The 19,845-nt window shown below is 71.4% G+C and carries 19 protein-coding genes and 1 tRNA gene; 12 read left to right on the forward strand and 8 right to left on the reverse strand.

Annotated features, from left to right (window positions below; genetic code table 11):
• Nucleotides 1–26: 26 nt before the first annotated feature.
• Genes gltX through KBX46_RS27110 form a run of 3 tightly spaced genes read right to left on the reverse strand, consistent with a single transcriptional unit; the run spans nt 27 to nt 4,110 of the window.
• Nucleotides 27–1,436, reverse strand: coding sequence for a glutamate--tRNA ligase (gene gltX, locus KBX46_RS27100; RefSeq protein ID WP_308159703.1), 1,410 nt, complete (start codon nt 1,434–1,436; stop codon nt 27–29).
• 50 nt (nt 1,437–1,486) lie between these two features.
• Nucleotides 1,487–2,764 (reverse strand): MFS transporter, encoded by a 1,278-nt coding sequence (locus tag KBX46_RS27105; protein ID WP_210794696.1) that lies wholly within the window; start codon nt 2,762–2,764, stop codon nt 1,487–1,489.
• Nucleotides 2,761–4,110: a GH1 family beta-glucosidase gene (locus tag KBX46_RS27110; protein ID WP_210794698.1), complete on the reverse strand. Its 1,350-nt coding sequence runs from the start codon at nt 4,108–4,110 to the stop codon at nt 2,761–2,763. The genes KBX46_RS27105 and KBX46_RS27110 overlap by 4 nt, the downstream gene beginning before the upstream one ends.
• Before the next feature lie 187 nt (nt 4,111–4,297).
• On the opposite strand from KBX46_RS27110, the gene KBX46_RS27115 reads away from it, so the two are divergent.
• On the forward strand, nt 4,298–4,744 hold the full coding sequence (locus KBX46_RS27115; protein ID WP_088949558.1) for an SRPBCC domain-containing protein: 447 nt from the start codon (nt 4,298–4,300) through the stop codon (nt 4,742–4,744).
• A gap of 272 nt (nt 4,745–5,016) precedes the next feature.
• Here the strand turns inward: KBX46_RS27115 and aceE are convergent, their stop codons facing one another.
• Nucleotides 5,017–7,755 (reverse strand): pyruvate dehydrogenase (acetyl-transferring), homodimeric type, encoded by a 2,739-nt coding sequence (gene aceE, locus KBX46_RS27120; RefSeq protein ID WP_088949557.1) that lies wholly within the window; start codon nt 7,753–7,755, stop codon nt 5,017–5,019.
• Between the two features lie 171 nt (nt 7,756–7,926).
• On the opposite strand from aceE, the gene KBX46_RS27125 reads away from it, so the two are divergent.
• The 8 genes from KBX46_RS27125 to KBX46_RS27160 all read left to right on the forward strand — a co-directional run bounded on the left by KBX46_RS27125 (nt 7,927) and on the right by KBX46_RS27160 (nt 13,919).
• On the forward strand, nt 7,927–8,274 hold the full coding sequence (locus KBX46_RS27125; RefSeq protein ID WP_210794700.1) for a hypothetical protein: 348 nt from the start codon (nt 7,927–7,929) through the stop codon (nt 8,272–8,274).
• 23 nt (nt 8,275–8,297) lie between these two features.
• On the forward strand, nt 8,298–8,702 hold the full coding sequence (locus KBX46_RS27130) for a secondary thiamine-phosphate synthase enzyme YjbQ (protein WP_185755388.1): 405 nt from the start codon (nt 8,298–8,300) through the stop codon (nt 8,700–8,702).
• A gap of 232 nt (nt 8,703–8,934) precedes the next feature.
• On the forward strand, nt 8,935–9,339 hold the full coding sequence (locus tag KBX46_RS27135; RefSeq protein ID WP_099856296.1) for a MarR family winged helix-turn-helix transcriptional regulator: 405 nt from the start codon (nt 8,935–8,937) through the stop codon (nt 9,337–9,339).
• Nucleotides 9,340–9,390: 51 nt separating this feature from the next.
• Complete coding sequence (locus tag KBX46_RS27140) at nt 9,391–11,946, forward strand: thiamine pyrophosphate-dependent enzyme (RefSeq protein WP_210794702.1); 2,556 nt, start codon at nt 9,391–9,393, stop codon at nt 11,944–11,946.
• 112 nt (nt 11,947–12,058) lie between these two features.
• On the forward strand, nt 12,059–12,496 hold the full coding sequence (locus KBX46_RS27145) for a DUF3052 domain-containing protein (RefSeq protein ID WP_007463483.1): 438 nt from the start codon (nt 12,059–12,061) through the stop codon (nt 12,494–12,496).
• A gap of 86 nt (nt 12,497–12,582) precedes the next feature.
• The gene (locus tag KBX46_RS27150) at nt 12,583–13,047 is read left to right on the forward strand and encodes a peroxiredoxin (protein ID WP_210794704.1); all 465 of its coding nucleotides are present in this window, start codon (nt 12,583–12,585) and stop codon (nt 13,045–13,047) included.
• Nucleotides 13,048–13,124: 77 nt separating this feature from the next.
• A tRNA-Val gene (locus KBX46_RS27155) sits at nt 13,125–13,196 on the forward strand.
• 174 nt (nt 13,197–13,370) lie between these two features.
• Nucleotides 13,371–13,919 (forward strand): hypothetical protein, encoded by a 549-nt coding sequence (locus KBX46_RS27160; protein WP_210794706.1) that lies wholly within the window; start codon nt 13,371–13,373, stop codon nt 13,917–13,919.
• 24 nt (nt 13,920–13,943) lie between these two features.
• Here the strand turns inward: KBX46_RS27160 and KBX46_RS27165 are convergent, their stop codons facing one another.
• On the reverse strand, nt 13,944–15,329 hold the full coding sequence (locus tag KBX46_RS27165; protein ID WP_210794708.1) for a hypothetical protein: 1,386 nt from the start codon (nt 15,327–15,329) through the stop codon (nt 13,944–13,946).
• Complete coding sequence (locus KBX46_RS27170; protein WP_088949551.1) at nt 15,326–15,829, reverse strand: SigE family RNA polymerase sigma factor; 504 nt, start codon at nt 15,827–15,829, stop codon at nt 15,326–15,328. Before KBX46_RS27170 ends, KBX46_RS27165 begins: the two co-directional genes overlap by 4 nt.
• Before the next feature lie 214 nt (nt 15,830–16,043).
• On the opposite strand from KBX46_RS27170, the gene KBX46_RS27175 reads away from it, so the two are divergent.
• On the forward strand, nt 16,044–16,673 hold the full coding sequence (locus KBX46_RS27175) for an HAD-IA family hydrolase (RefSeq protein ID WP_210794709.1): 630 nt from the start codon (nt 16,044–16,046) through the stop codon (nt 16,671–16,673).
• Between the two features lie 13 nt (nt 16,674–16,686).
• Here KBX46_RS27175 and KBX46_RS27180 read toward each other — a convergent pair whose 3' ends face one another.
• Complete coding sequence (locus KBX46_RS27180) at nt 16,687–17,622, reverse strand: phosphotransferase (RefSeq protein ID WP_210794711.1); 936 nt, start codon at nt 17,620–17,622, stop codon at nt 16,687–16,689.
• A gap of 211 nt (nt 17,623–17,833) precedes the next feature.
• Here KBX46_RS27180 and KBX46_RS27185 point away from each other — a divergent pair, with 211 nt between their 5' ends.
• Both KBX46_RS27185 and KBX46_RS27190 read left to right on the forward strand, forming a co-directional pair.
• On the forward strand, nt 17,834–18,313 hold the full coding sequence (locus tag KBX46_RS27185; protein ID WP_308159704.1) for an N-acetyltransferase: 480 nt from the start codon (nt 17,834–17,836) through the stop codon (nt 18,311–18,313).
• Between the two features lie 94 nt (nt 18,314–18,407).
• Nucleotides 18,408–19,550, forward strand: a complete 1,143-nt coding sequence (locus KBX46_RS27190) for a polysaccharide pyruvyl transferase family protein (RefSeq protein WP_179780364.1) — start codon at nt 18,408–18,410, stop codon at nt 19,548–19,550.
• A gap of 9 nt (nt 19,551–19,559) precedes the next feature.
• Here the strand turns inward: KBX46_RS27190 and KBX46_RS27195 are convergent, their stop codons facing one another.
• The gene (locus tag KBX46_RS27195) at nt 19,560–19,766 is read right to left on the reverse strand and encodes a hypothetical protein (RefSeq protein ID WP_088949546.1); all 207 of its coding nucleotides are present in this window, start codon (nt 19,764–19,766) and stop codon (nt 19,560–19,562) included.
• Between the last annotated feature and the right edge of the window lie 79 nt (nt 19,767–19,845).

A 19,845-nucleotide genomic window follows, 5' to 3' on the forward strand; every position in this document is an offset into this window, starting at 1 on the left:
GCGGAGACGGCGCCGGAGCTCGGAGGTCAGACCAGTCGGAGCCGGGCGGCGCGCATCCGGGTCAGGGCGCGCTCACGACCGAGCACCTCCAGCGACTCGAACAGCGGCAGGCCCACGGTGCGGCCGGTGACCGCGACGCGTACCGGCGCCTGCGTCTTGCCGAGCTTGAGGCCACGCTCGGCGCCGACCGCCTCCAGCGTCGACTTCAGCGACTCGGCATCCCAGGACTCCAGCGCCTCGAACGCCGCGACGGCGTCGTCGAGCAACTCGGCGGAGCCGTCCTTCATCGTCTTGGCCCACGCGGCCTCGTCGATCAGTGGCGAGGCCAGGAAGAGGAAGTCGACGTTCGGCACGATCTCGCTGAGCACCGTGATCCGGGTCTGGGCCAGCGGGGCGACTGCGGCGAACGCGTCGGCGTCGAACTCCTCGGGCTGCCACGGCGGCGGCGCGATGGTGCCGGTGCCGGTCAGCCACGGCTGGCAGGCGTCGATGAACTCGTCCACCGGCAGCGCGCGAATGTAATCGCCGTTGAACGCGCGAAGCTTCTTCTCGTCGAAGAACGCGGGGGAGGGATTGACCTCTTCGAGCCGGAACTCCTCCTCGATGACCGACCAGGGAACGATCTCCCGGTCGCCCGACGGCGCCCAGCCGAGCAGCATCAGGTAGTTGCGCATGGCGCCGGGGAGGTAGCCCTCCTCGCGGTACGCCTCCAGAGCGACCTTGTCCCGGCGCTTGGAGAGCTTCTGCCGCTTCTCGTTGACCACCACCGGCACGTGGGCCCAGATCGGCGGCTTGACCCCGAGGGCGTCCCAGAGCAGCTGCTGCTTGGGCGTGTTGGGCAGGTGCTCCTCGGCCCGGATCACGTGGGTGATCCCCATGGTCATGTCGTCCACGACGTTGGCCAGCAGGAAGACCGGCGAGCCGTCGCCCCGGGCGATGACGAAGTCCTCGATGAGCTTGTTCTCGAAGGTGGGCTCACCGCGGATCAGGTCGACGACCACTGTCGCGCCCTCGTCCGGCGTACGGAAGCGCAGCGCGTGCCCTGGGCCCGGGCCGAGGCCACGGTCGCGGTGGTAGCCGTCGTAGCCCTGGTACTGCGAGCCGGTGCGGGCCTGCACGTCCTCGCGGGTGCAGTCGCAGTAGTAGGCGCGACCCGACTCGTAGAGCCGGGCGGCGGCGGCCCGGTGCTCGCCGGCGTTCTCCGACTGGAAGTGCGGGCCCTCGTAGCTGCCCCGCGAGATGCCGATCCAGTCCAGCGCGGAGAGGATCCCCTCGGTCCACTCGGGCTTGTTGCGCGCCGCGTCGGTGTCCTCGATACGCAGCACGAACACCCCGCCCTGCTGCTTGGCGTAGATCCAGTTCTGCAGCGCCGAGCGGGCGCCGCCGACGTGGAACATGCCGGTCGGGGAGGGGGCGAAGCGCACACGTACTGTCACGTCCCCCAGCCTACGGCGACGGTCGAGCGCATTCCGCCAGGGGCCTCGACTCAGGGAACCGAGCGGATCTTGACGACCAGCGCGCTGCCGATCAGGGTGACCACAGCGGTGACGGCGTAGAGCGTGGGATAGCCACCCAGGTACACGACGAGCGGGGCGGAGAGCGCCGGGCCGAGCACCTGCGGCGCGGAGTTCGCGATGTTGATGACGCCCAGGTCCTTGGCCCGGTCGGTGGCCCGGGGCAGCACCTGCGTGATCAACGCGGCGTCCACGGCGAGGTAGACGCCGTAGCCGGCGCCGAGCAGCAGCGCGGCGACGATCGCCATCGGCCAGACCGGCGCCACCGCCAGCAGCAGCGCCGCCACCGCCATGATCACCCCGGATGCGATGACGTAGATCTTGCGGCGTCCGGAACGGTCCGACAGCCGTCCGGCGACCACAGCGGTCAGCATCATGCCGAGCGTGTAGAGCAGGATCAGCACCAGCAGCCCACCCTCAGGATCGGGGTGGTGCACCCCGTCGGTGAGGAAGTACAGCAGGTAGAGGGTGCCCAGGGCGTTGCCGAGCTGCACCAGGAACCGGGTGATCCAGGCCCAGGCGAAGTCCGGGTGCCGACGCGGGCTGATCCACATCGAGGCCAGCAACGCCCGGGTGCGCACCACGGGCCGGTGCGTACGTGGCAGCGGCTCGTCGGGGGTGAACAGCGCGAACGGCAGCGACAACAGCAGGATGGCCACGGCGATGGCCAGATAGCCGGCGGCGTTGCCGGTGACCACTGCGGTCACCAGCACCGCGCCGAGCACCAGCCCGAGCGCCTGCGGGATGCCCACCCAGCCCGAGACGCCACCGCGCTGGGTCACCGGGACCCGGTCCGGGACGGCGGCGCTGAGGCTGGCCAGCATCGCGTTGAAGCAGACCTGCGCGGCCACCCAGCCGAGCGCGACCCCGAGGATGGTCCGCTGCTGGGCCAACAGCACCAGGGCCGCCGCGCCCAGCAGGGCCCCGCCCGCCGTCCAGACGTGCCGGCGACCGAACTCGCGGCCGGCCACCCGCAGGCAGGTGCGGTCGGAGAGCGCGCCGGCGAGGGGGTTGGCGAGCACCGCGGCCAAGGCGCCGAGGCCGGTGACCACGGCCAGCATGTTCTCCTTGTCGCCGGGTGCGATCTGCTCGATCTGCTGAGGCAGCAGCACCTGGATGGGCGTGAAGAACGCCATCCAGACGCCGAGGTTGGCGGCGAAGATCAACCCGATCCAGCCGCGTCGCACCGGCACGGTCGGCTCGGCGAGCGCCGCCGGCAGCGACGCCGGCGTCGGGTCGAGGGTGGTCACCGCGCCGACCCCGGCCGGGAGGCCGCGATCACGTCCCGCAGCCAGGTGTACGACGACTTCGGCGTACGCCTCTGGGTGGCGTAGTCGACGTGCACCAGGCCGAAGCGTTTCGTGAACCCCTCGGCCCACTCCCAGTTGTCCAGCAGCGACCAGACGAAGTACCCGCGAACGTCGACTCCGTCGTCGATGGCGGCCCGGACGGCGCGCAGGTGCCCGTCGAGGTACGCGATCCGCTCCGGGTCGGCCACCTGCCCGTCGGTGTCCGGCGCGTCGTCGTACGCGCAGCCGCTCTCGGTGATCTCGATGGGTGGCAGCGCGTCGCCGTAGGTGTCGTGCAGCCAGCCGAGCAGCTCGTGCAGCCCGTCGGGGGCCACCGGCCAGTCGAAGGCGGTACGCGGGTAGCCGTCCAGCGGCACCAGGTCGAACGGCAGCGGTGAACCCTCCTCTGCCGCCCGTACGCCGGTGGGGTTGTAGTAGTTGACCCCGAGCACGTCGATCGGCGCGGCGATCGTGTCGAGGTCGCCGGGGTGGATGACGCCCGGGTCGAAGCCGGGCAGCTCCGGGTAACCGGGACCGAGCAGCGGGTCGGTGAAGAGCCGGTTGTGCAGCGCCTCGTAGGCGGCCCCGGCGGCCCGGTCGGCGTCGCGGTCGCCGAGCACCCGCACGGGCGAGTAGTTGTTGGCGATCGCCACCGGGCTGGTGGTGCGGGCCCGCAGCGCGGCGACCGCGAGCCCGTGCCCGAGCAGTTGGTGGTGGGCGACCGGGAAGGCGTCGAAGAGCATCATCCGACCGGGAGCGTGCACTCCCATGCCGTACCCGAGGCTCATGTGGATGAATGGTTCGTTCAAGGTGATCCAGAGCCGGACCCGGTCGCCGAGTCGGGCGGCGGTCAGGTCGGCGTACTCGGCGAACCGGGCGGCGGTGTCGCGGTGCAGCCAGCCGCCGGCGTCTTCCAGGGGTTGGGGCAGGTCCCAGTGGTAGAGGGTCGCCACGGGGTCGACGCCGGCGGCCAGCAGCTCGTCGACCAGCCGGTCGTAGAAGTCCAGGCCGGCCGGGTTGGCCGGGCCCGTGCCGGTGGGCTGCACCCGCGGCCAGGCGATCGAGAACCGGTACGCGGAAACGCCCAGCCCGGCCAGCAACGCGACGTCCTCGGTGTGCCGGTGGTAGTGGTCGCAGGCCACCTCGCCGGTGCTGCCGTCACCGATCCGGCCGGGGGAGCGCGCGAACGTGTCCCAGATGGACGGACCACGCCCGTCGACCGCTGTGGCGCCCTCGATCTGATGGGCCGATGTGGAGACACCCCAACGGAAGCCGGTGGGGAACTGGGGCATCGGTGCGGTCGACATGCGCCCTCCCGGTCAACGTGAAACGTGCTCGGGACTTTAGGGCGCTCTCGATGAATGCGCCATAGGCCGGCTTGGCGCAATCCGCAATGGTTGATCGGCGTGTCTTTTTCCGAACCCGTCCAGGTAAGTCCGATTTAACGCATAGAGTGCCGATATCGTGGGATGTCCTCACCGGAGGAAGACGGAAATGATCCTCGTTGAACGCAGTGCGCACGTGGCGGCGCCGATTGAAGTGGTCTGGGATGTTGTCCAGCGGGCCGAGCAGTTGCCGGCCTGGTTGGCGGGTGTCCGCGCGGCCGAAGTGCTCTCGGGAGAGGGCTTCGGCCGGCGACAACTGGTCCAGGCGGGGCGCGGCTCGGCGCATGAGGCCGAGGTGATCGCCTACCAGGAGCCGACGCTGATCGGCTGGCGGGAACGGGCCAAGGGTGCCGGTGCTCGTGCGGAGGCGCGCACCGAGATCTACGTCCAGCTCACCACCGACGAAGAGGAGGGCGGGACCGTCGTGCGGCTCATCGTCGTCCGCTGGCCGGCCGGTCCGGTCAAGGCGGCCCTGCTGCGCCTCGGACTACGTCGGGTCGGCGCCGACCTGGAGGACTCGCTGGCCCGGCTCACCGACCTGGCCGCCGTCGGCTGACGAGCGCACATCCTCCCGGCGTCACCCGCGACGGCGGTGGTCCGGATCCCCGCCAGGGACCCCGGACCGCCGCCGCTTCCGGCTCCGGACCCCGCTGGGCCCTCCGCTGCGCCCCTCCGCTGCGGTCGATCATGGAGTTGTGGTGCCCGTTGCGAGGTGACTTGACAGCTTCGTCCCCCACCACAACTCCATGATCGACCCGAGTGGGGGTGGGTCTTACCGAAGGAAGGGCCCGGCGCTTGCGCGCCGGGCCCTTCCTTGGTCGTGCTGGATCAGCTGTCGCCGCCGGTCTCGCCGACCGGGGCGGCGTTGACGTCGTCGATCGCGTACTTCTTGGCGGCCTCGGCCGGCACGGTGGCCGCCACCGCGCCGCTGCGGGCAAGCTGCCGCAGCGTGGCCACCACGATCGACTCCGCGTCGACGTGGAAGTGCCGACGCAGCGCGTGCCGGGTGTCCGACATGCCGAAGCCGTCGGTGCCGAGCGACGTGTAGTCGCCGGGCACCCAGCGGGCGATCAGATCCGGCACCGCACGCATCCAGTCGCTGACCGCGACCTTCGGCCCGTCCGCGTCGGCCAGCTTCTGCTGGATGTACGGAACCTTCGCCTCGGCGCCCGGGTTGAGGAGGTTGTATTCCTCGGTCTCCACCGCGTCGCGGCGCAGCTCGGTCCAGGAGGTCACCGACCAGACGTCGGCGGCCACCCCCCAGTCCTGGGCGAGCAGCTGCTGGGCCTTGAGCGCCCACTGCATGCCGGTGCCCGAGGCGAGCACGTTGGCCTTCGGGCCGTCGACCTCCGGTGCGGGGGAGTAGCGGTAGATGCCCTTGAGCAGGCCCTCCACGTCCACCCCGGCCGGCTCGGCCGGCTGAAGGATCGGCTCGTTGTAGACCGTCAGGTAGTAGAAGACGTTCTCCTGCGCGTCCCCGTACATCCGGTGCAGGCCGTGCTCCATGATGTGCGCGATCTCGAACGAGAACGCCGGGTCGTACGCGACCACCGCCGGGTTGGTGGCGGCGATCAGCATCGAGTGGCCGTCCTCGTGCTGGAGGCCCTCACCGTTGAGCGTGGTGCGACCGGCGGTGGCGCCGAGCAGGAAGCCCCGGGCCATCTGGTCGGCCGCCGCCCACAGCCCGTCGGCGGTCCGCTGGAACCCGAACATCGAGTAGAAGATGTACATCGGGATCATCGGCTCGTCGTGCGTGGCGTACGCCGAACCGGCCGCGGTGAACGAGGCCACCGAGCCGGCCTCGTTGATCCCCTCGTGCAGGATCTGCCCGGTCGTCGACTCCTTGTACGACAGGAACAGCTCCCGGTCGACCGAGGTGTAGCGCTGGCCGTGCGGCGAGTAGATCTTCGCGGTGGGGAAGATCGAGTCGAGACCGAAGGTGCGGGCCTCGTCCGGGATGATCGGCACCCAGCGCTTGCCGAACTCCTTGTCCTTCATGATGTCCTTGAGCAGGCGGACGAAGGCCATCGTGGTGGCCACCTTCTGCTTGCCCGAGCCGCGCTTGACGTCGGCGAACCGCTCCGGACCGGGGATGGTCAGCCGCTTGGTGCTGGTCCGCCGGGACGGCAGGTAGCCGCCGAGCTGCTCGCGGCGCTCCTTGAGGTACTGGATCTCCTCGGACTTCTCACCCGGGTTGTAGTACGGCGGCAGGTAGGGGTTGTCCTCCAGCGCCTTGTCCGGGATGTCCAGGTAGAGCCGGTCGCGGAAGGTCTTCAGGTCCTCCAGCGTCAGCTTCTTCATCTGGTGGGTCGCGTTGCGGCCCTCGAAGTGCGAGCCGAGCGTCCAGCCCTTGATCGTCTTCGCCAGGATGACGGTGGGCTGACCGGTGTGCTCGGTGGCCGCCTTGTAGGCCGCGTAGAGCTTGCGGTAGTCGTGCCCACCCCGCTTGAGGTTCCAGATCTCGTCGTCGCTGAGCGGGTCGACCATCTTGCGGGTCCGCGCGTCGCGCCCGAAGAAGTGCTCCCGCACGTACGCGCCCGACTCCGCCTTGTAGGTCTGGTAGTCGCCGTCGGTCGTGGTGTTCATGAGGTTGACCAGCGCGCCGTCGGTGTCCGCTGCGAGCAGCGGGTCCCACTCGCGGCCCCAGACGACCTTGATCACGTTCCAGCCGGCACCCCGGAAGAACGACTCCAGCTCCTGCATGACCTTGCCGTTGCCCCGGACCGGGCCGTCCAGCCGCTGGAGGTTGCAGTTGATCACGAAGGTGAGGTTGTCCAGCTCCTCGCGGGCGGCCACACCGATGGCGCCCAGCGTCTCCGGCTCGTCCATCTCACCGTCGCCCAGGAACGCCCACACGTGCTGCTGCGAGGTGTCCTTGATGCCGCGGTGCTGCAGGTACCGGTTGAACCGGGCCTGGTAGATCGCGTTCAGACCGCCGAGACCCATCGAGACGGTGGGGAACTCCCAGAAGTCCGGCATCAGCCGCGGGTGCGGGTACGACGGCAGCCCGCCGCCGGGGTGCGACAACTCCTGGCGGAACCCGTCGAGCTGGTGCTCGCTGAGCCGCCCCTCCAGGAACGCCCGCGCGTACATGCCGGGGGAGGCGTGGCCCTGGTAGAAGATGTGGTCGCCGCCGCCCGGGTGGTTCTTGCCCCGGAAGAAGTGGTTGAAGCCCACCTCGTAGAGCGAAGCCGAGCTGGCGAAGGTCGAGATGTGCCCGCCGACGCCGATCTCCGGGCGCTGCGCCCGGTGCACCAGCATCGCGGCGTTCCACCGGACGTACGCCCGGATCCGCCGCTCGACGTGCTCGTCACCCGGGAACCACGGTTCGCGTTCCGACGGGATGGTGTTGATGTAGTCGGTGGTGGTCAGGGGCGGAACCCCGACCTGGCGCTCACGGGCCCGCTCCAGCAGGCGCAGCATGACGTAGCGGGCGCGTTTGGCGCCGCGTTCGTCGATGACACCGTCAAGCGACTCGACCCATTCGCTTGTCTCGTCAGGGTCGATGTCCGGAAGCTGGCTCGGTAGGCCGTCGCTGATCACCGGGCGCTTGCGTTCCGTAGCCACAGGCGTTCCCTCGGTTGTGTGTGGGATAGGTCTCTAGCGCCATCCTGCCCCCTGGTGGCACCTGTCGTCACGTCTAGGGGCCCCTGACGCGACGCTCAACACAGGTACCCGTCGGTAACTTAGCGCGACGACGAGCTTTCGGCCCTTGTTCTCGTTTCCTACCGTGGTGACATGTTCGGGCGACGAGTAGTTGTCGGCGGTGCACTCCTGGCGGTCGGGGTGCTCGCGGCGATCCCAGCGACCTGGGTGCTCCTGTCGGGTGATCCCGCCGTGCTCCCGATCATCGTCCTCGCCCTGGCCGCGGCCGTCTTCGGCGCGGCCCAGTTGCGCGGCGGCCTGCTGGCACCTGCTGACCGGAGGGCGCGGCCCGTGCCCGGCCAGCGCCGCAGGCACGCCGACACAGGTATCCCGGCGACCTACTACGGGAGCGACTCGGGCGGCTGGGACTGGTCCGGCGGCGGTGGCGACTCCGGCGGTGGGGGTGGTGGGGACTCTGGTGGCGGTGGCGGCGGGTCCTGACCCGCTCGGGCAGAATGCGACGTATGCGCAGCGACGTCATCACCGTCCGGACCGGGTCCCGCCCGAGCGTCCACGACATCACCGCAGAGGCCCAGCAGTTCGTCTCCAGTGAGGGTGACGGACTGCTGCACGTCTTCGTGCCACACGCCACCGCCGGCCTCGCGATCATCGAGACGGGCTCCGGCTCCGACGACGACCTGCTGACCGCCATCGACGCGCTGCTGCCCACCGACGACCGCTGGCGGCACCGGCACGGCTCGCCCGGCCACGGCCGGGACCACGTGCTGCCGGCGTTCATTCCGCCGTACGCCACACTGCCGGTGCTCGGCGGCCGGCTGGCCCTCGGCACCTGGCAGTCCGTCTGCCTGGTCGACACCAACGGTGACAACCCCACCCGCCAGGTCCGCTTCTCCTTCCTCCCCGGCTGACCGCGCCTCACGCCGCCGTTGCGCCCTCTAGATCCGCGCAACTTCCCTGAAAGTGCTGCCTCAACGCGCGCCGAGACAGCAACTTCCCTGATGTTGCGCGGATCTAGAGGCTTCGGTCGGGGGCCTCGGTGACCGGCCCCGTGCGTACGATGTGGCCGTGACGCAGGAGGTGGGTTCCGCAGCAGGTGGGCCGGTGGATCGGGCCGGTCTCGCCGCCGATGTGCTACGCCGGATGGCCCACGTGAGCGACGCCCTGCGGCACCGGCAGGGCTCCGCGTTCGCCGAGTTGGGACTCACCCCGGCGGCGGCCCGGGCGTTGCGTGAACTGGACCCGGACCACCCGCTGCCCGCCCGTGACCTCGCCGGTCAACTCGGCTGTGACCGGTCGAACGTGACGGTGCTGGTCGACAAGCTGGAGCAGGCCGGGTTGGTCGAGCGCCGCACCGACCCGGCGGACCGGCGGCAGAAGACGTTGGTGGTGACCGAGAAGGGGCGCGTCGAACGGGACCGGGTGACCGAGGTGATGTCTGACTCCCGACTCCTGTCGGGGCTGACCGACCGGGAGCTGAGCACCCTTCGTGACCTGGTGTGGAAGGTGTCCGACGGTGGCTGCCCGGAGCCCTGCGGGCCGGAGTGAGCCGACCCGCCCCGGCCGTGTCCCACTGGGCGAGGCGGCCTCCCGTCGGTAATGCTGTCCGACGTGACCACCCCGCAAGACCTCGACGACCGATTCCGGGAGACGCTGGCGGCGCTGCCCGCCGCGCAGCAACGGCGTGATCCCGCTGACCCGGTCACCGACGACGCCCCACTGACCGGCGCGCAGGTGCTGGACCTGTTCGACGCACAGGTGACCAGCCGGCAGCTCGACCTGGCCGGCCGTTGGCTGCGCAGCTTCGGGGAGGGCTTCTACACGATCGGCTCGGCCGGGCACGAGGGCAACGCCGCGGTCGCCGCCGCGCTACGTCCCACCGACCCGGCGCTGCTGCACTACCGCTCCGGCGCGTTCTACTGCCAGCGCGCCGCGCAGGCTGCCGCCGAGGCGACGCCTGCGGACCAGGCACAGCCGCCCGCCGACACGCAACGACCCGCCGGCACGCAACCAGCCACCGGCACGCAACCAGCCACCGGCACGCAACCAGCCACCGGCACGCAGCCCGTCGTGGACCCGCAGCGAGCCGTGGGCCCGGGGCCCGCCGCCGAGCCCGAGGCAGCCGACCAGTCCGAGCCGTCCGAGCCGTCCGGGACCGAGCCGCCCACCGGCGGGTTCGCGGCGTACGCGGACGCGGCCCGGGACGTGCTGCGCGGCATGGTCGCCTCCAGCCAGGAGCCGATCGCCGGCGGCCGGCACAAGGTGTTCGGCCGGGCCGACCTGGCCATCGTGCCGACCACCTCCACCATCGCCTCGCACCTGCCCCGCGCGGTCGGCATGGGACTGGCCGTGGAACGGCTGCGCCGGCTGGACAGCGCCGGGCGGCGTACCGGGGCGGGGGTCCGGGTCGGCAGCGCTGCGGGCGCCGCGCACGCCCCCTGGCCACCGGACGCGATCGTGGTCTGCTCGTTCGGCGACGCCTCGGTCAACCACGCCAGCGCCACCGCCGCCTTCAACACCGCCGGGTGGTACGACCACGGCAAGCTGCGCATCCCGGTGCTCTTCGTCTGCGAGGACAACGGGCTGGGCATCAGCGTCCGAACACCTGAGGGCTGGGTCGAGACGACCCTGCGGGCCAAGCCAGGCATCCGCTACTTCAGCGCGGACGGGGCCGACCCGGTGCAGACGTACGCGGTGGCGGCGGAGGCCGCGGCCTGGGTGCGCCGTACCCGGCGGCCGGCCGTGCTGCACCTGCGCACCGTACGGCTGATGGGGCACGCCGGTGCGGACGCGGAGTCGGCGTACCGCAGCCCGGCCGAGCTGGCCGAGGACCTGGACCGGGACCCGGTGGCCGCCACCGCGCGGCTGCTCGTCGACGCCGGTGTGGCGACCGGCGAGGAGCTGCTGGCCCGGTACGACGAGACCGGCTGGCAGGTACGCCGGCTGGCCGAGGAGGTGCTGGGCGAGCCGAAGCTGGCCTCCGCGGCCGACGTGGTGTCGACGTTGGCGCCCCGCCGCCCGATGCGGGTGGCGCGGGCGGTGGCCGACGCCGCGGCACGGGCCAGCGGCCCGGGCGCGGGTGCCCGGGCGGAGGCGTTCGGTGGCAAGCCGCCGGAGCTGAGCGGGCCGATGACCCTGGCGCAGAGCATCAACGCGGCGCTCGCCGACGGGATGCTCGACCACCCGCAGATGGCGATCTTCGGTGAGGACGTGGCTGCCAAGGGCGGCGTGTACGGGGTGACGAAGGGGCTGCGCGACCGTTTCGGGGCGGCCCGGGTCTTCGACACCCTGTTGGACGAGACGTCGGTGCTGGGGTTGGGCCTGGGCGCGGGGCTGGCCGGGATGCTGCCGGTGCCGGAGATCCAGTACCTGGCGTACCTGCACAACGCCGAGGACCAGCTGCGCGGCGAGGCGGCCACCATGCGGTTCTTCTCGCAGGGGGCGTTCCGCAACCCGATGGTGGTCCGGGTGGCCGGGCTGGCGTACCAGGAGGGGTTCGGCGGGCACTTCCACAACGACAACTCGGTGGCCGTACTCCGGGATGTGCCTGGTCTGGTGGTCGCGGTGCCGGCGCGGCCGGACGACGCCGCGCCCATGCTGCGGACCTGCCTGGCCAGCGCGGCGGTGGACGGCAGTGTCTGCGTGTTCCTGGAGCCGATCGCGCTCTACCACACCCGCGACCTGTACGCCGATGGCGACGGGGAGTGGCTGGCCGGATACCCGGAGCCGGGGGCGTGGGTGGCCGGGCACGTGCCGATCGGCCGGGCCCGGGTCTACCGGGTCGGTTCGGCGGACGACCTGACCATCATCACCTTCGGTAACGGGGTGCGGATGTCGCTGCGGGCAGCGGCCGTCCTCGCCGAGGAGGGGGTGGGCACCCGGGTGGTGGACCTGCGCTGGTTGGCCCCCCTGCCGGTGGCCGACATCATCCGGGAGTCCTCGGCGACCGGTCGGGTGCTGGTGGTGGACGAGACACGCCGCTCCGGCGGGGTCGGCGAGGGAGTGATCGCCGCGCTGGTCGACGCCGGATATGTCGGTGCCGCGCGACGAGTAGCGGCAGTTGACTCGTTTGTACCATTAGGTCCGGCAGCACGTCACGTACTGGTCTCCGCGGAAGCCATTACCGACGGTGCCCGTACGCTGCTGGCACGGTAAATTCCGTTCCACCCGGTGCGCCACTTGCGCGCGGACGCACAACTGTGTGGACTTTGCCTGACGGCGTCGCACCGACGCCGCGAGCAGGGACGAGATGAGGAGGCACGCGACAGTGAGCGCGACCGCTGGTCAGGCCGCCGACGGGGTACGCAGCCTGGCGGACCGGTTCGGAATCGAACCGGGGATGGTCGTCATGGAGATGGGGTACGACGACGACGTCGACCAGGATCTCCGAGACGCCCTGACCGACCGCTGTGGAGATCTGGTCGACGAGGACACCGACGAGGTGGTCGACGCCGTGCTGGTTTGGTACCGCGACGGCGACGGTGACCTTTTCGAGCTTCTCGTCGATGCCCTCGGCCCGCTGGCCGACAACGGGGTCGTGTGGCTCCTCACCCCGAAGGCGGGGCGTGACGGGCACGTCGAGCCGAGTGAGGTCGCGGAGTCCGCACCCACCGCCGGCCTTCAGCAGACCTCGACCGTCAACGCCGGCCGGGACTGGAGCGGCGCACGTCTGGTGCTGCGCCGAGGGGCCAAGGCCAAGAAGTAGCCCGTGCCGCTTCGCGCGCCCGGCGGTCCGTACCGCCGGGTGGCAAGCCGGTGCCGTTTTCGTGACCCGACCCGAGGAGAGTTCGCATGCCCATCGAGGTTGGTGCCGAGGCACCGGACTTCGTGCTCAAGGACCAGAACAACCAGGAGGTCCGGCTCTCGGGCTTCCGGGGCAGGCGCGTCGTCCTGCTGGTCTTCTACCCGCTCGCCTTCACCGGCACCTGCCGGGGTGAGCTGTCCGAGATACGGGACAACCTCGACGAGTACGTGAACGACGACGTCCAGGTGCTGACCATCAGCGTCGACTCGGCCTACAGCCACAAGATCTGGGCTGACCGCGAGGGCTACCAGTTCCCCATGCTGGCCGACTTCTGGCCGCACGGCGGTGTCGCCCAGGCGTACGGGGTCTTCAACGACGTCGCAGGGTTCGCCAACCGGGGCACCTTCGTCATCGACAAGGCCGGCGTGGTCCGCTTCGCCGAGATGAACGGCCCGGGCGAGGCCCGCGACCAGCAGGGCTGGCGCAAGGCCATCGCCGCAGCGACCGTCTGACCGGGGTACGCCGTGCGCCCGAGCCGGTGGCGGGCAAGGTAAGCTTGCCCACCACCGGCCCGCCGCACGGGCGATCCGGGCGCGTAGCTCAGTGGGAGAGCACCCGCCTTACAAGCGGGGGGTCGCAGGTTCGAAACCTGCCGCGCCCACCCCTCATCATGAAAACGGCAGCAGTACGTGCCCGCGAACGATCCCTGGCAGCTCAGCAGCGCGGCGTTCGGCGTGTCGAGCTGCCCGACTGCCAGCCATCGACCGCGTGCTGACCCGGAGTCGACCCGCGCCCGGGTGACGACGCCCACTGCGCGCGCCGCCATGATGGGCGGGTGCAGGACACCGTCGCCGTCGCATTGATCACCTCACTGTCCACATTGGCCGCCGCCGCCCTGACCGGGTTGGTCGGCGCGCTGAGCACCCGACGGCAACTGGCCCACCAGCTCGCCGTGGCCCGCCAGGAGAGCGTCGAACGGCGGGCGACGCGCCGGGACGAGCTACGGCGGGACGCGTACGTCGGGTTCCTGAGCGCCTGCGACCAGGCGTACCGGCAGTTGGACCGGCGGTGGCTCGAAGCCGGCGGGAGTGAGCCGGTTTCGAGCCACGACGAGGCGTACGCGGCGATGCGCGCCGTGGACGAGGCGTACAACCTGGTGTTGTTGGAAGGGCCGGCGGAGGTGGTGTCGGCGGCCCGGGCTGTGCTGACCAGCATCGGTGCGGAGCACGCCGACCAGCGTCGGCTGGGCGACGAGCCGGGCGGGGCGACGACGCCCTTGCGCGAGGGCCATCGGGAGCGCTGGCTCGCCGCGATCGAGCTGCGGACCAATCACCGGATCTCGTTCGTCGATGCCGTCCGGCCGGTGCTGGATCGGGACGAGTGACGCCGGCGGGGCCGCTGCCGTCTCTCACCCGCCAGGTCGGCGGGCCCGCCTGACGCGTCGATCGTCGAGCCACAGCGCGATCCGTTGGCGGCTCGCGTACAACACTCCGACCGTGATCAGCATGGTGACGAGACCCGTCCAGAGCCAGAACCGACCACCCACTCCGCCCGGCGGCTGCGCGTCGCGGACGCGTCCGCTGCGGACCACCTGGTCGGCGACGTCGACGGCGATGACCTGGTCCGGCGCGGTCAACACGGTTCGCGGTGCGGTGGCTCCGGGCGTGAGCGCGAGCACCCGTACGGTGCGCACGCGCTGGTCGCTCGTGGGCGGGGCCGTCTGCTCCTCGAGCGGCAGGTCGGGGGCGAGGGGGTCCGGCTGATAGGCCGCCACCAGCGCCGACCCGTCCGGCGCCCAGCCGAGCAGCCGGATGGCGACGACCCCGGACACAGCGGGCAGGCGTAGTGGACCGACGTCCCGGCCGCTGGCGGGGTCGACCTGGCGCAGGGTCCACTCGCTGTCCGCCCGGCGGGAGGCCAGCGTCAGATTCCTGCCGTCTGGACGCCACGCTCCCTTGCCGGCCAACCATGTCTCGTCGGGCAGGGCGAACGAGGAGAGCTCGCGGCCAGCCAGATCGGTCACCGCGACGGTGCGGCCGTACTGGTAGGCGAGCCGACCCGGGGCGGCGGCGACGGTCGAGCCGAAGCGGGCCTCCTGGGCGCCGGCGGCCAGCCTGGTCCAACGCTCCCCGCCGAGGGTCACCGCACTCAGCACGGTGGTGTACGTGGCCCCTTCGAACGCGACCGGCACTTCGTCACTGACCACCAGCGACCCGCCGTCAGCGGACCAGCCGACAGGTGTGCTCCAGACACTGCGGTCGACGGGCGACGTGAGTCGCTGGGTCCGGCCGGTGATCAAGTCGATGACCTCGACGCCCGGATCGTCCTGGACCCCGTCCGGCCGGGCCACGTACCGGCCGTCGGGGGAGAGGTGGACCGACACGCCCGCCAGTGACTCCCCGCCCATCCGCATGATCCGGTAGCGGTCGGAGTCCGCGTCGACCACGCCGACCACGTTCACGTCGTTCCAACCGTGCAGACGCGGCGCCGGCCCGTCGAAGATGACCGACGCCGGACCGAGCCGGGGACGGTCGGTGACATGCAGCGTGCCGATCGGCGGCAGGGCGATGTGGTCGGGCAGCGCGGCGTTCGCGGCGGCGGCCGGGTCGAGGCCGGGGGTACGCGTCAGCGGCACCACGACGCCGGCCAACGCGAGCAGCAACAACGCCGCGGCGCCGACGCCCACGCGGCGCAGACGGTCGCGGCGGGCGGTGGCGAGAGCGCGCTCGTACACCGGGTAGGTGGGCACGTCCTCGGCGGTGACACGCAGTGCGTCGCGGAGCCGGGCGGTCATCGGGTGCTCCTCTCCGCGGCGGCGTCCAGCAGGTCGGGAGCGACCGCTCGGAGTCGGCGCAGTGCGTCGTGGGCGTGGCGTTTGACGGTGCCGAGAGAGCAGCCGAGCAGGTCGGCGACCTGCGCTTCGGTGCGGTCCTCGTAGTAGCGCAGCACGATGACGGCCCGTTGGCGGGGGGTGAGGTGGCGCAGCGCGGCGGTGAGGGTCAGTCGTAGGGCGGTGGTGTCGGTGTGGTCGCCGCCGGCCCGTTCGGTGGGTTCGGCTTCGAGGCGTTCGGCGAGGCGTCGCCGTCGCCACCAGGAGACCTGTTGGTGGTACATCACGCGGCGGACGTACGCCTCGGGGTCGCCGTCGCGGATGCGCCGCCAGTGGCGGTAGGTGCGCGCCAGGGCGGTCTGCACGAGGTCTTCGGCGAGTTGATGGTCACCGGTGAGGAGGTAGGCGGTCCGGGACAGCGCCGGCGAACGCTGCACCACGAACTCGTGGAACGTCTCGGTCATGCCCACCCCCTCGGTGAGAAGAACGCCTCCCGTGCGGCGGATGGTTGAGGCCCCCTGCCGAGCTGAGGACACCACCCGCCAAGATTCGCGCAACTTCAGTGTTGTTGCTGCCTCAGCAGTCGGTGAGGCAGCAGGATCCCCGAAGTTGCGCGGATCTTGGGGCGGGGGAGCGGGGCGGCTATTGTCGTCCGACGAGCATCAGGGGGAGCGTGGCGTGACATTGGCAGGCATCGGCGCGGTGCTGTTCGACATGGATGGCACTTTGGTCGACTCCGACGCCGCCGTCGAGCGGGCCTGGGAGCGGTGGGCCGTCGAATACACCGTCGACCCCGCTGCGGCGCTGGCGATCGCGCACGGTAGCCCCGCCGACCGGACCATCCGCCGGCTGCTGCCCGCGCTCGACGACAGCGCGGTCGCCGCGGCTGCGGCGCGACAGCTCTCGTTGCAGTACGACGACCTGTCCGACGTGACGGCCACCGTCGGGGCGCACGACCTGCTGAGCGCGCTGGCCCGGTTGGAGTTGCCCTGGGCGGTGGTGACCAGCGCGGACGCGCGACTGGCCGAGGCTCGGCTCGGTGCCGCCGGCATCGTCGCGCCGGTGCTGGTCACCGTGGAGGACGTGCGGGTGGGCAAGCCGGACCCGGAGGGCTATTTGCGGGCCGCCGCTCTGCTGGGCGTGCCCGTGGCGCGGTGCCTGGTGGTCGAGGACGCCGAGGTGGGGCTGCGGGCCGGGCGGGCGGCCGGTGCGATGACCGCCGCGCTGAAGGGCCTCGACGGCGATCTGCGCCTTGCCGACCTGGCGCAACTGGCACGCCACCTGCAGTCGACGCCGACGACGCCCTGACCCGCCCGCCGGGTCACCGGAGGCGGGTGGCCAGCCACGGGAGCAGGGCGTCGGCCTGGGCCTGCTGAAACGCGCGGACGGTGGGGATGCCCTGCGGTGGCGGACGACGAGCGCCGTCGGCGAAGAACCCGGCCAACCCGGCGTACACGCCGGTGAGCGTCATCGGGTCGACCTCGGCGGTGATGGGCAGCCGGCGCAGCAGGGACTCGGTGTCGTGCCCGCCGTGCAGCCGGACGTTGACCAGCAGCAGCGCGGTGTCCAGCCAGGCCGGCCCCCGGCAGGCCCACGGCCAGTCGACGACGGTGAGCGTGCCGGTCGCGTCGAGCAGCAGGTTGTCGGCCCGTACGTCCACGTGACAGAGCGTGTCACCAGTCAGCGCGGCGATGCCGTGGTCGGCGGCGGCGCGCAGTTGGTCCAGGTGCTCCCGGGCCCACGGGTCCAGCACAGCCGGTGGGTCGGCGGCGATCCGGTGCCACCCGGCGAAGTCCTCGGCCAGCAGGTCGGCGGCGGTCGGCACGTGCGTCACCGGGCTCGGGGTGAGCACCGCGGCCATCACCTCCAGGGCCTTCAGGACGCGGGTCAGCTCGTCGGCCCGCCACGGGGTGGCCGGGTGTCGACCGTCCACGTCGGAGAAGACCAGCGCCACCCACTCGCCGTCGTCGTGGCAGCCCAACAGTCGGGGTGTCGGTGCCGAGGCCGGCAGGGCGGCGGCCGTACGGGCCTCCGCCCGGTGCATTCCGGGGCTGTCCGGGTTCTGCGCCGGGCTGATCGCCTTGACGAACGCCCGCCGACCGGTCGCGGTGCGGACCCGGTCCGCGGTGCCCGGCGAGTAGCCGCCCGGTTGGGACACCGCCTCGACCACCCGATCGCCGATGATCTCCTGCACCGACGTCCGGACCCGCTCGGGCAGGTCCGTCCAGCCGATCCGGTTGGTGGTCTGTTGCGTCACCTACTCACCGTGCGCCCCGTCCACGCCGCCGGACAACCCATTTCCCCTCCGGTGGCCACCCCTTCCGGATTGTCGAGGTGGCCGTCGCTGACGTGAGCTCGTCATCATGGCCGGGTCGCGCACGCCTGGCCGTCCCGCCGTGGCGAACCCGGTGGCGTGTCCGGGCGGGTTCTGCTGCACTACCCGCTGGCGACGACGAAGGGGAGCGACTGTGGAATTGACGTTGATGCCGATGACGGCGCAGGAGCTGGCCCGGCTGCTGGTGTCGCTGGAGCAGGGGTACGCCGATGACCTGGTGGCGCACCGGGGGATGACCCCGGAGGCGGCCCTTGATCGGTCGAGCAGTCAGATCCGGGAGTCGCTGCCGGCGGGCGCGGCCACCGAGGGGGCGCTGCTGCGGATGGGCCGGGTCGGTGACACCGAGGTCGGCTGGATCTGGGTGACACTGCCGACGGCCGCCGCCCCGGACCAGGCGTGGATCCACAACATCGAGGTGCACGAGGAGCACCGGGGACACGGGTACGCACGCCGGATGATCCAGCTCATCGAGGTCGAACTCGCCCAGCTCAAGGTGCCCGAGCTGGGTCTGAACGTGTTCGGGACGAACACCGTGGCGATCGGGCTCTACCGCAGTCTGGGCTTCGAGGTCACCTCACAGCAGATGGCGAAGCGGATCGACCCGGCGGGCTGAGGTCGGAAGCGAGGCCCAGGACGGTCCCCTGAGCAGGACTGTTCACCTGCCCAGCGGGAAACCGGCGCGGACCGCACCTGGGGAGGAGCGACGGATGACGCACGGTGCCGGACTGACCATCGGTGTGCTGGGCTCGTACGGTGGGCGAAACCTCGGCGACGAGGCGATCCTCACCGGCCTGCTCACCGATCTGCGTACGCAGGAACCGAATGCCCGGATCATCGTCTTCTCCCGTAACCCGGAGCACACCCGGGCCGCCCATCCGGACGTCGAGGCGGTGCCCTGGGAGGGCGTCAGCCGCACCGACTCCGCCCTGGTCCTGGCCCAACTCGATCTGCTCATCCTGGGCGGCGGTGGCATCCTCTACGACCGGGAGGCTCGCCGTTACCTGCGGGTGGTCCGGGTCGCCCAGGAGCGGGGCCTGCCGCTGATCACGTACGCGGTGGGGGTCGGGCCGCTCAGCGACGGGGTGGACACCGGCATGGTCCGGGAGACGCTCTCCGGCGCGACTCAGGTGACCGTCCGTGACCAGGAGTCCCGGATGGTGCTGGAGGAGGCTGGCCTGCTCAACCCGATCACGGTCACCGCGGACCCGGCCTTCCTGTTGCAACCGGAGGAGTTCCCTGCGCACCTGCTGGCCGAGGAGGGTGTGCCGGTCGGCAAACGCCTGGTCGGGATCAGCGTGCGGGAGCCGGGGCGGGCCGCCGAACGGCTGGACGTGGACGGCTACCACCGGCTGCTCGCCCAGATCGGTGACTTCCTGGTGCACCGGATCGACGCGTACGTGCTGTTCGTGCCGATGGAACGCGACGACATCCGGCACGCCCACGGCGTCCTGTCCCACATGGTCGCCGCCGAGCGGGGCCGGATCCTGCACGGCACCTACTCGCCGCAGCAGGTGCTCGGGCTGATGCGCCACTTCGACCTGGCCGTCGGCATGCGCCTGCACTTCCTGATCTTCGCGGCGATGGTCGGCACACCGTTCCTGCCCCTGCCGTACGCCGGCAAGGTCTTCGACCTGGCCCAACGACTCGGCGTGCCGGCCCTGCGCGGCGTCGAGCGGGAGGTCGAGGGGCCGCTGCTGGCCGAGGTCGACCGATTGTGGGACGAGCGGGAGCAACGCGCCGAGGCCACCGCCCGCCGGGTGGCGGAGGTGTGCGAGCAGGCGCGGGGCACCTCGGAGGTCACCCGTGGCGTGTTGGAGAGCCTGCGCAGTCAGACCCTCACCCGGGTCTGACCTGGGCTGTCACACCGCCGGGCCGGTCCACCGGTAGCGCCACTCGCGGGCCTCTTCCCGGGCGGTCTCCAACTCGTAGATCTGCGCGTCGGCCAGCCCACCCGAGCCGATGTGGTGGTGGGTCAGCGGCGGACGGCCGTTGCTGTCCAGTTCGACGGTGATGGTCTGCCCGTCCGCCGTGCCGCCGACGAGAAGGATCTGCACGGATGAAGCCATGCGCCCATCCTGCCCGTAGTGCCGCCCGCCCGCAGCGGATAGCGGGGCAGCGGGGAGCTCCGCTTCGTGACTAGGGTCG

Source organism: Micromonospora sp. C81, assembly GCF_018070425.1.
GTDB classification, from domain to species: Bacteria; Actinomycetota; Actinomycetes; order Mycobacteriales; family Micromonosporaceae; genus Micromonospora; species Micromonospora zamorensis.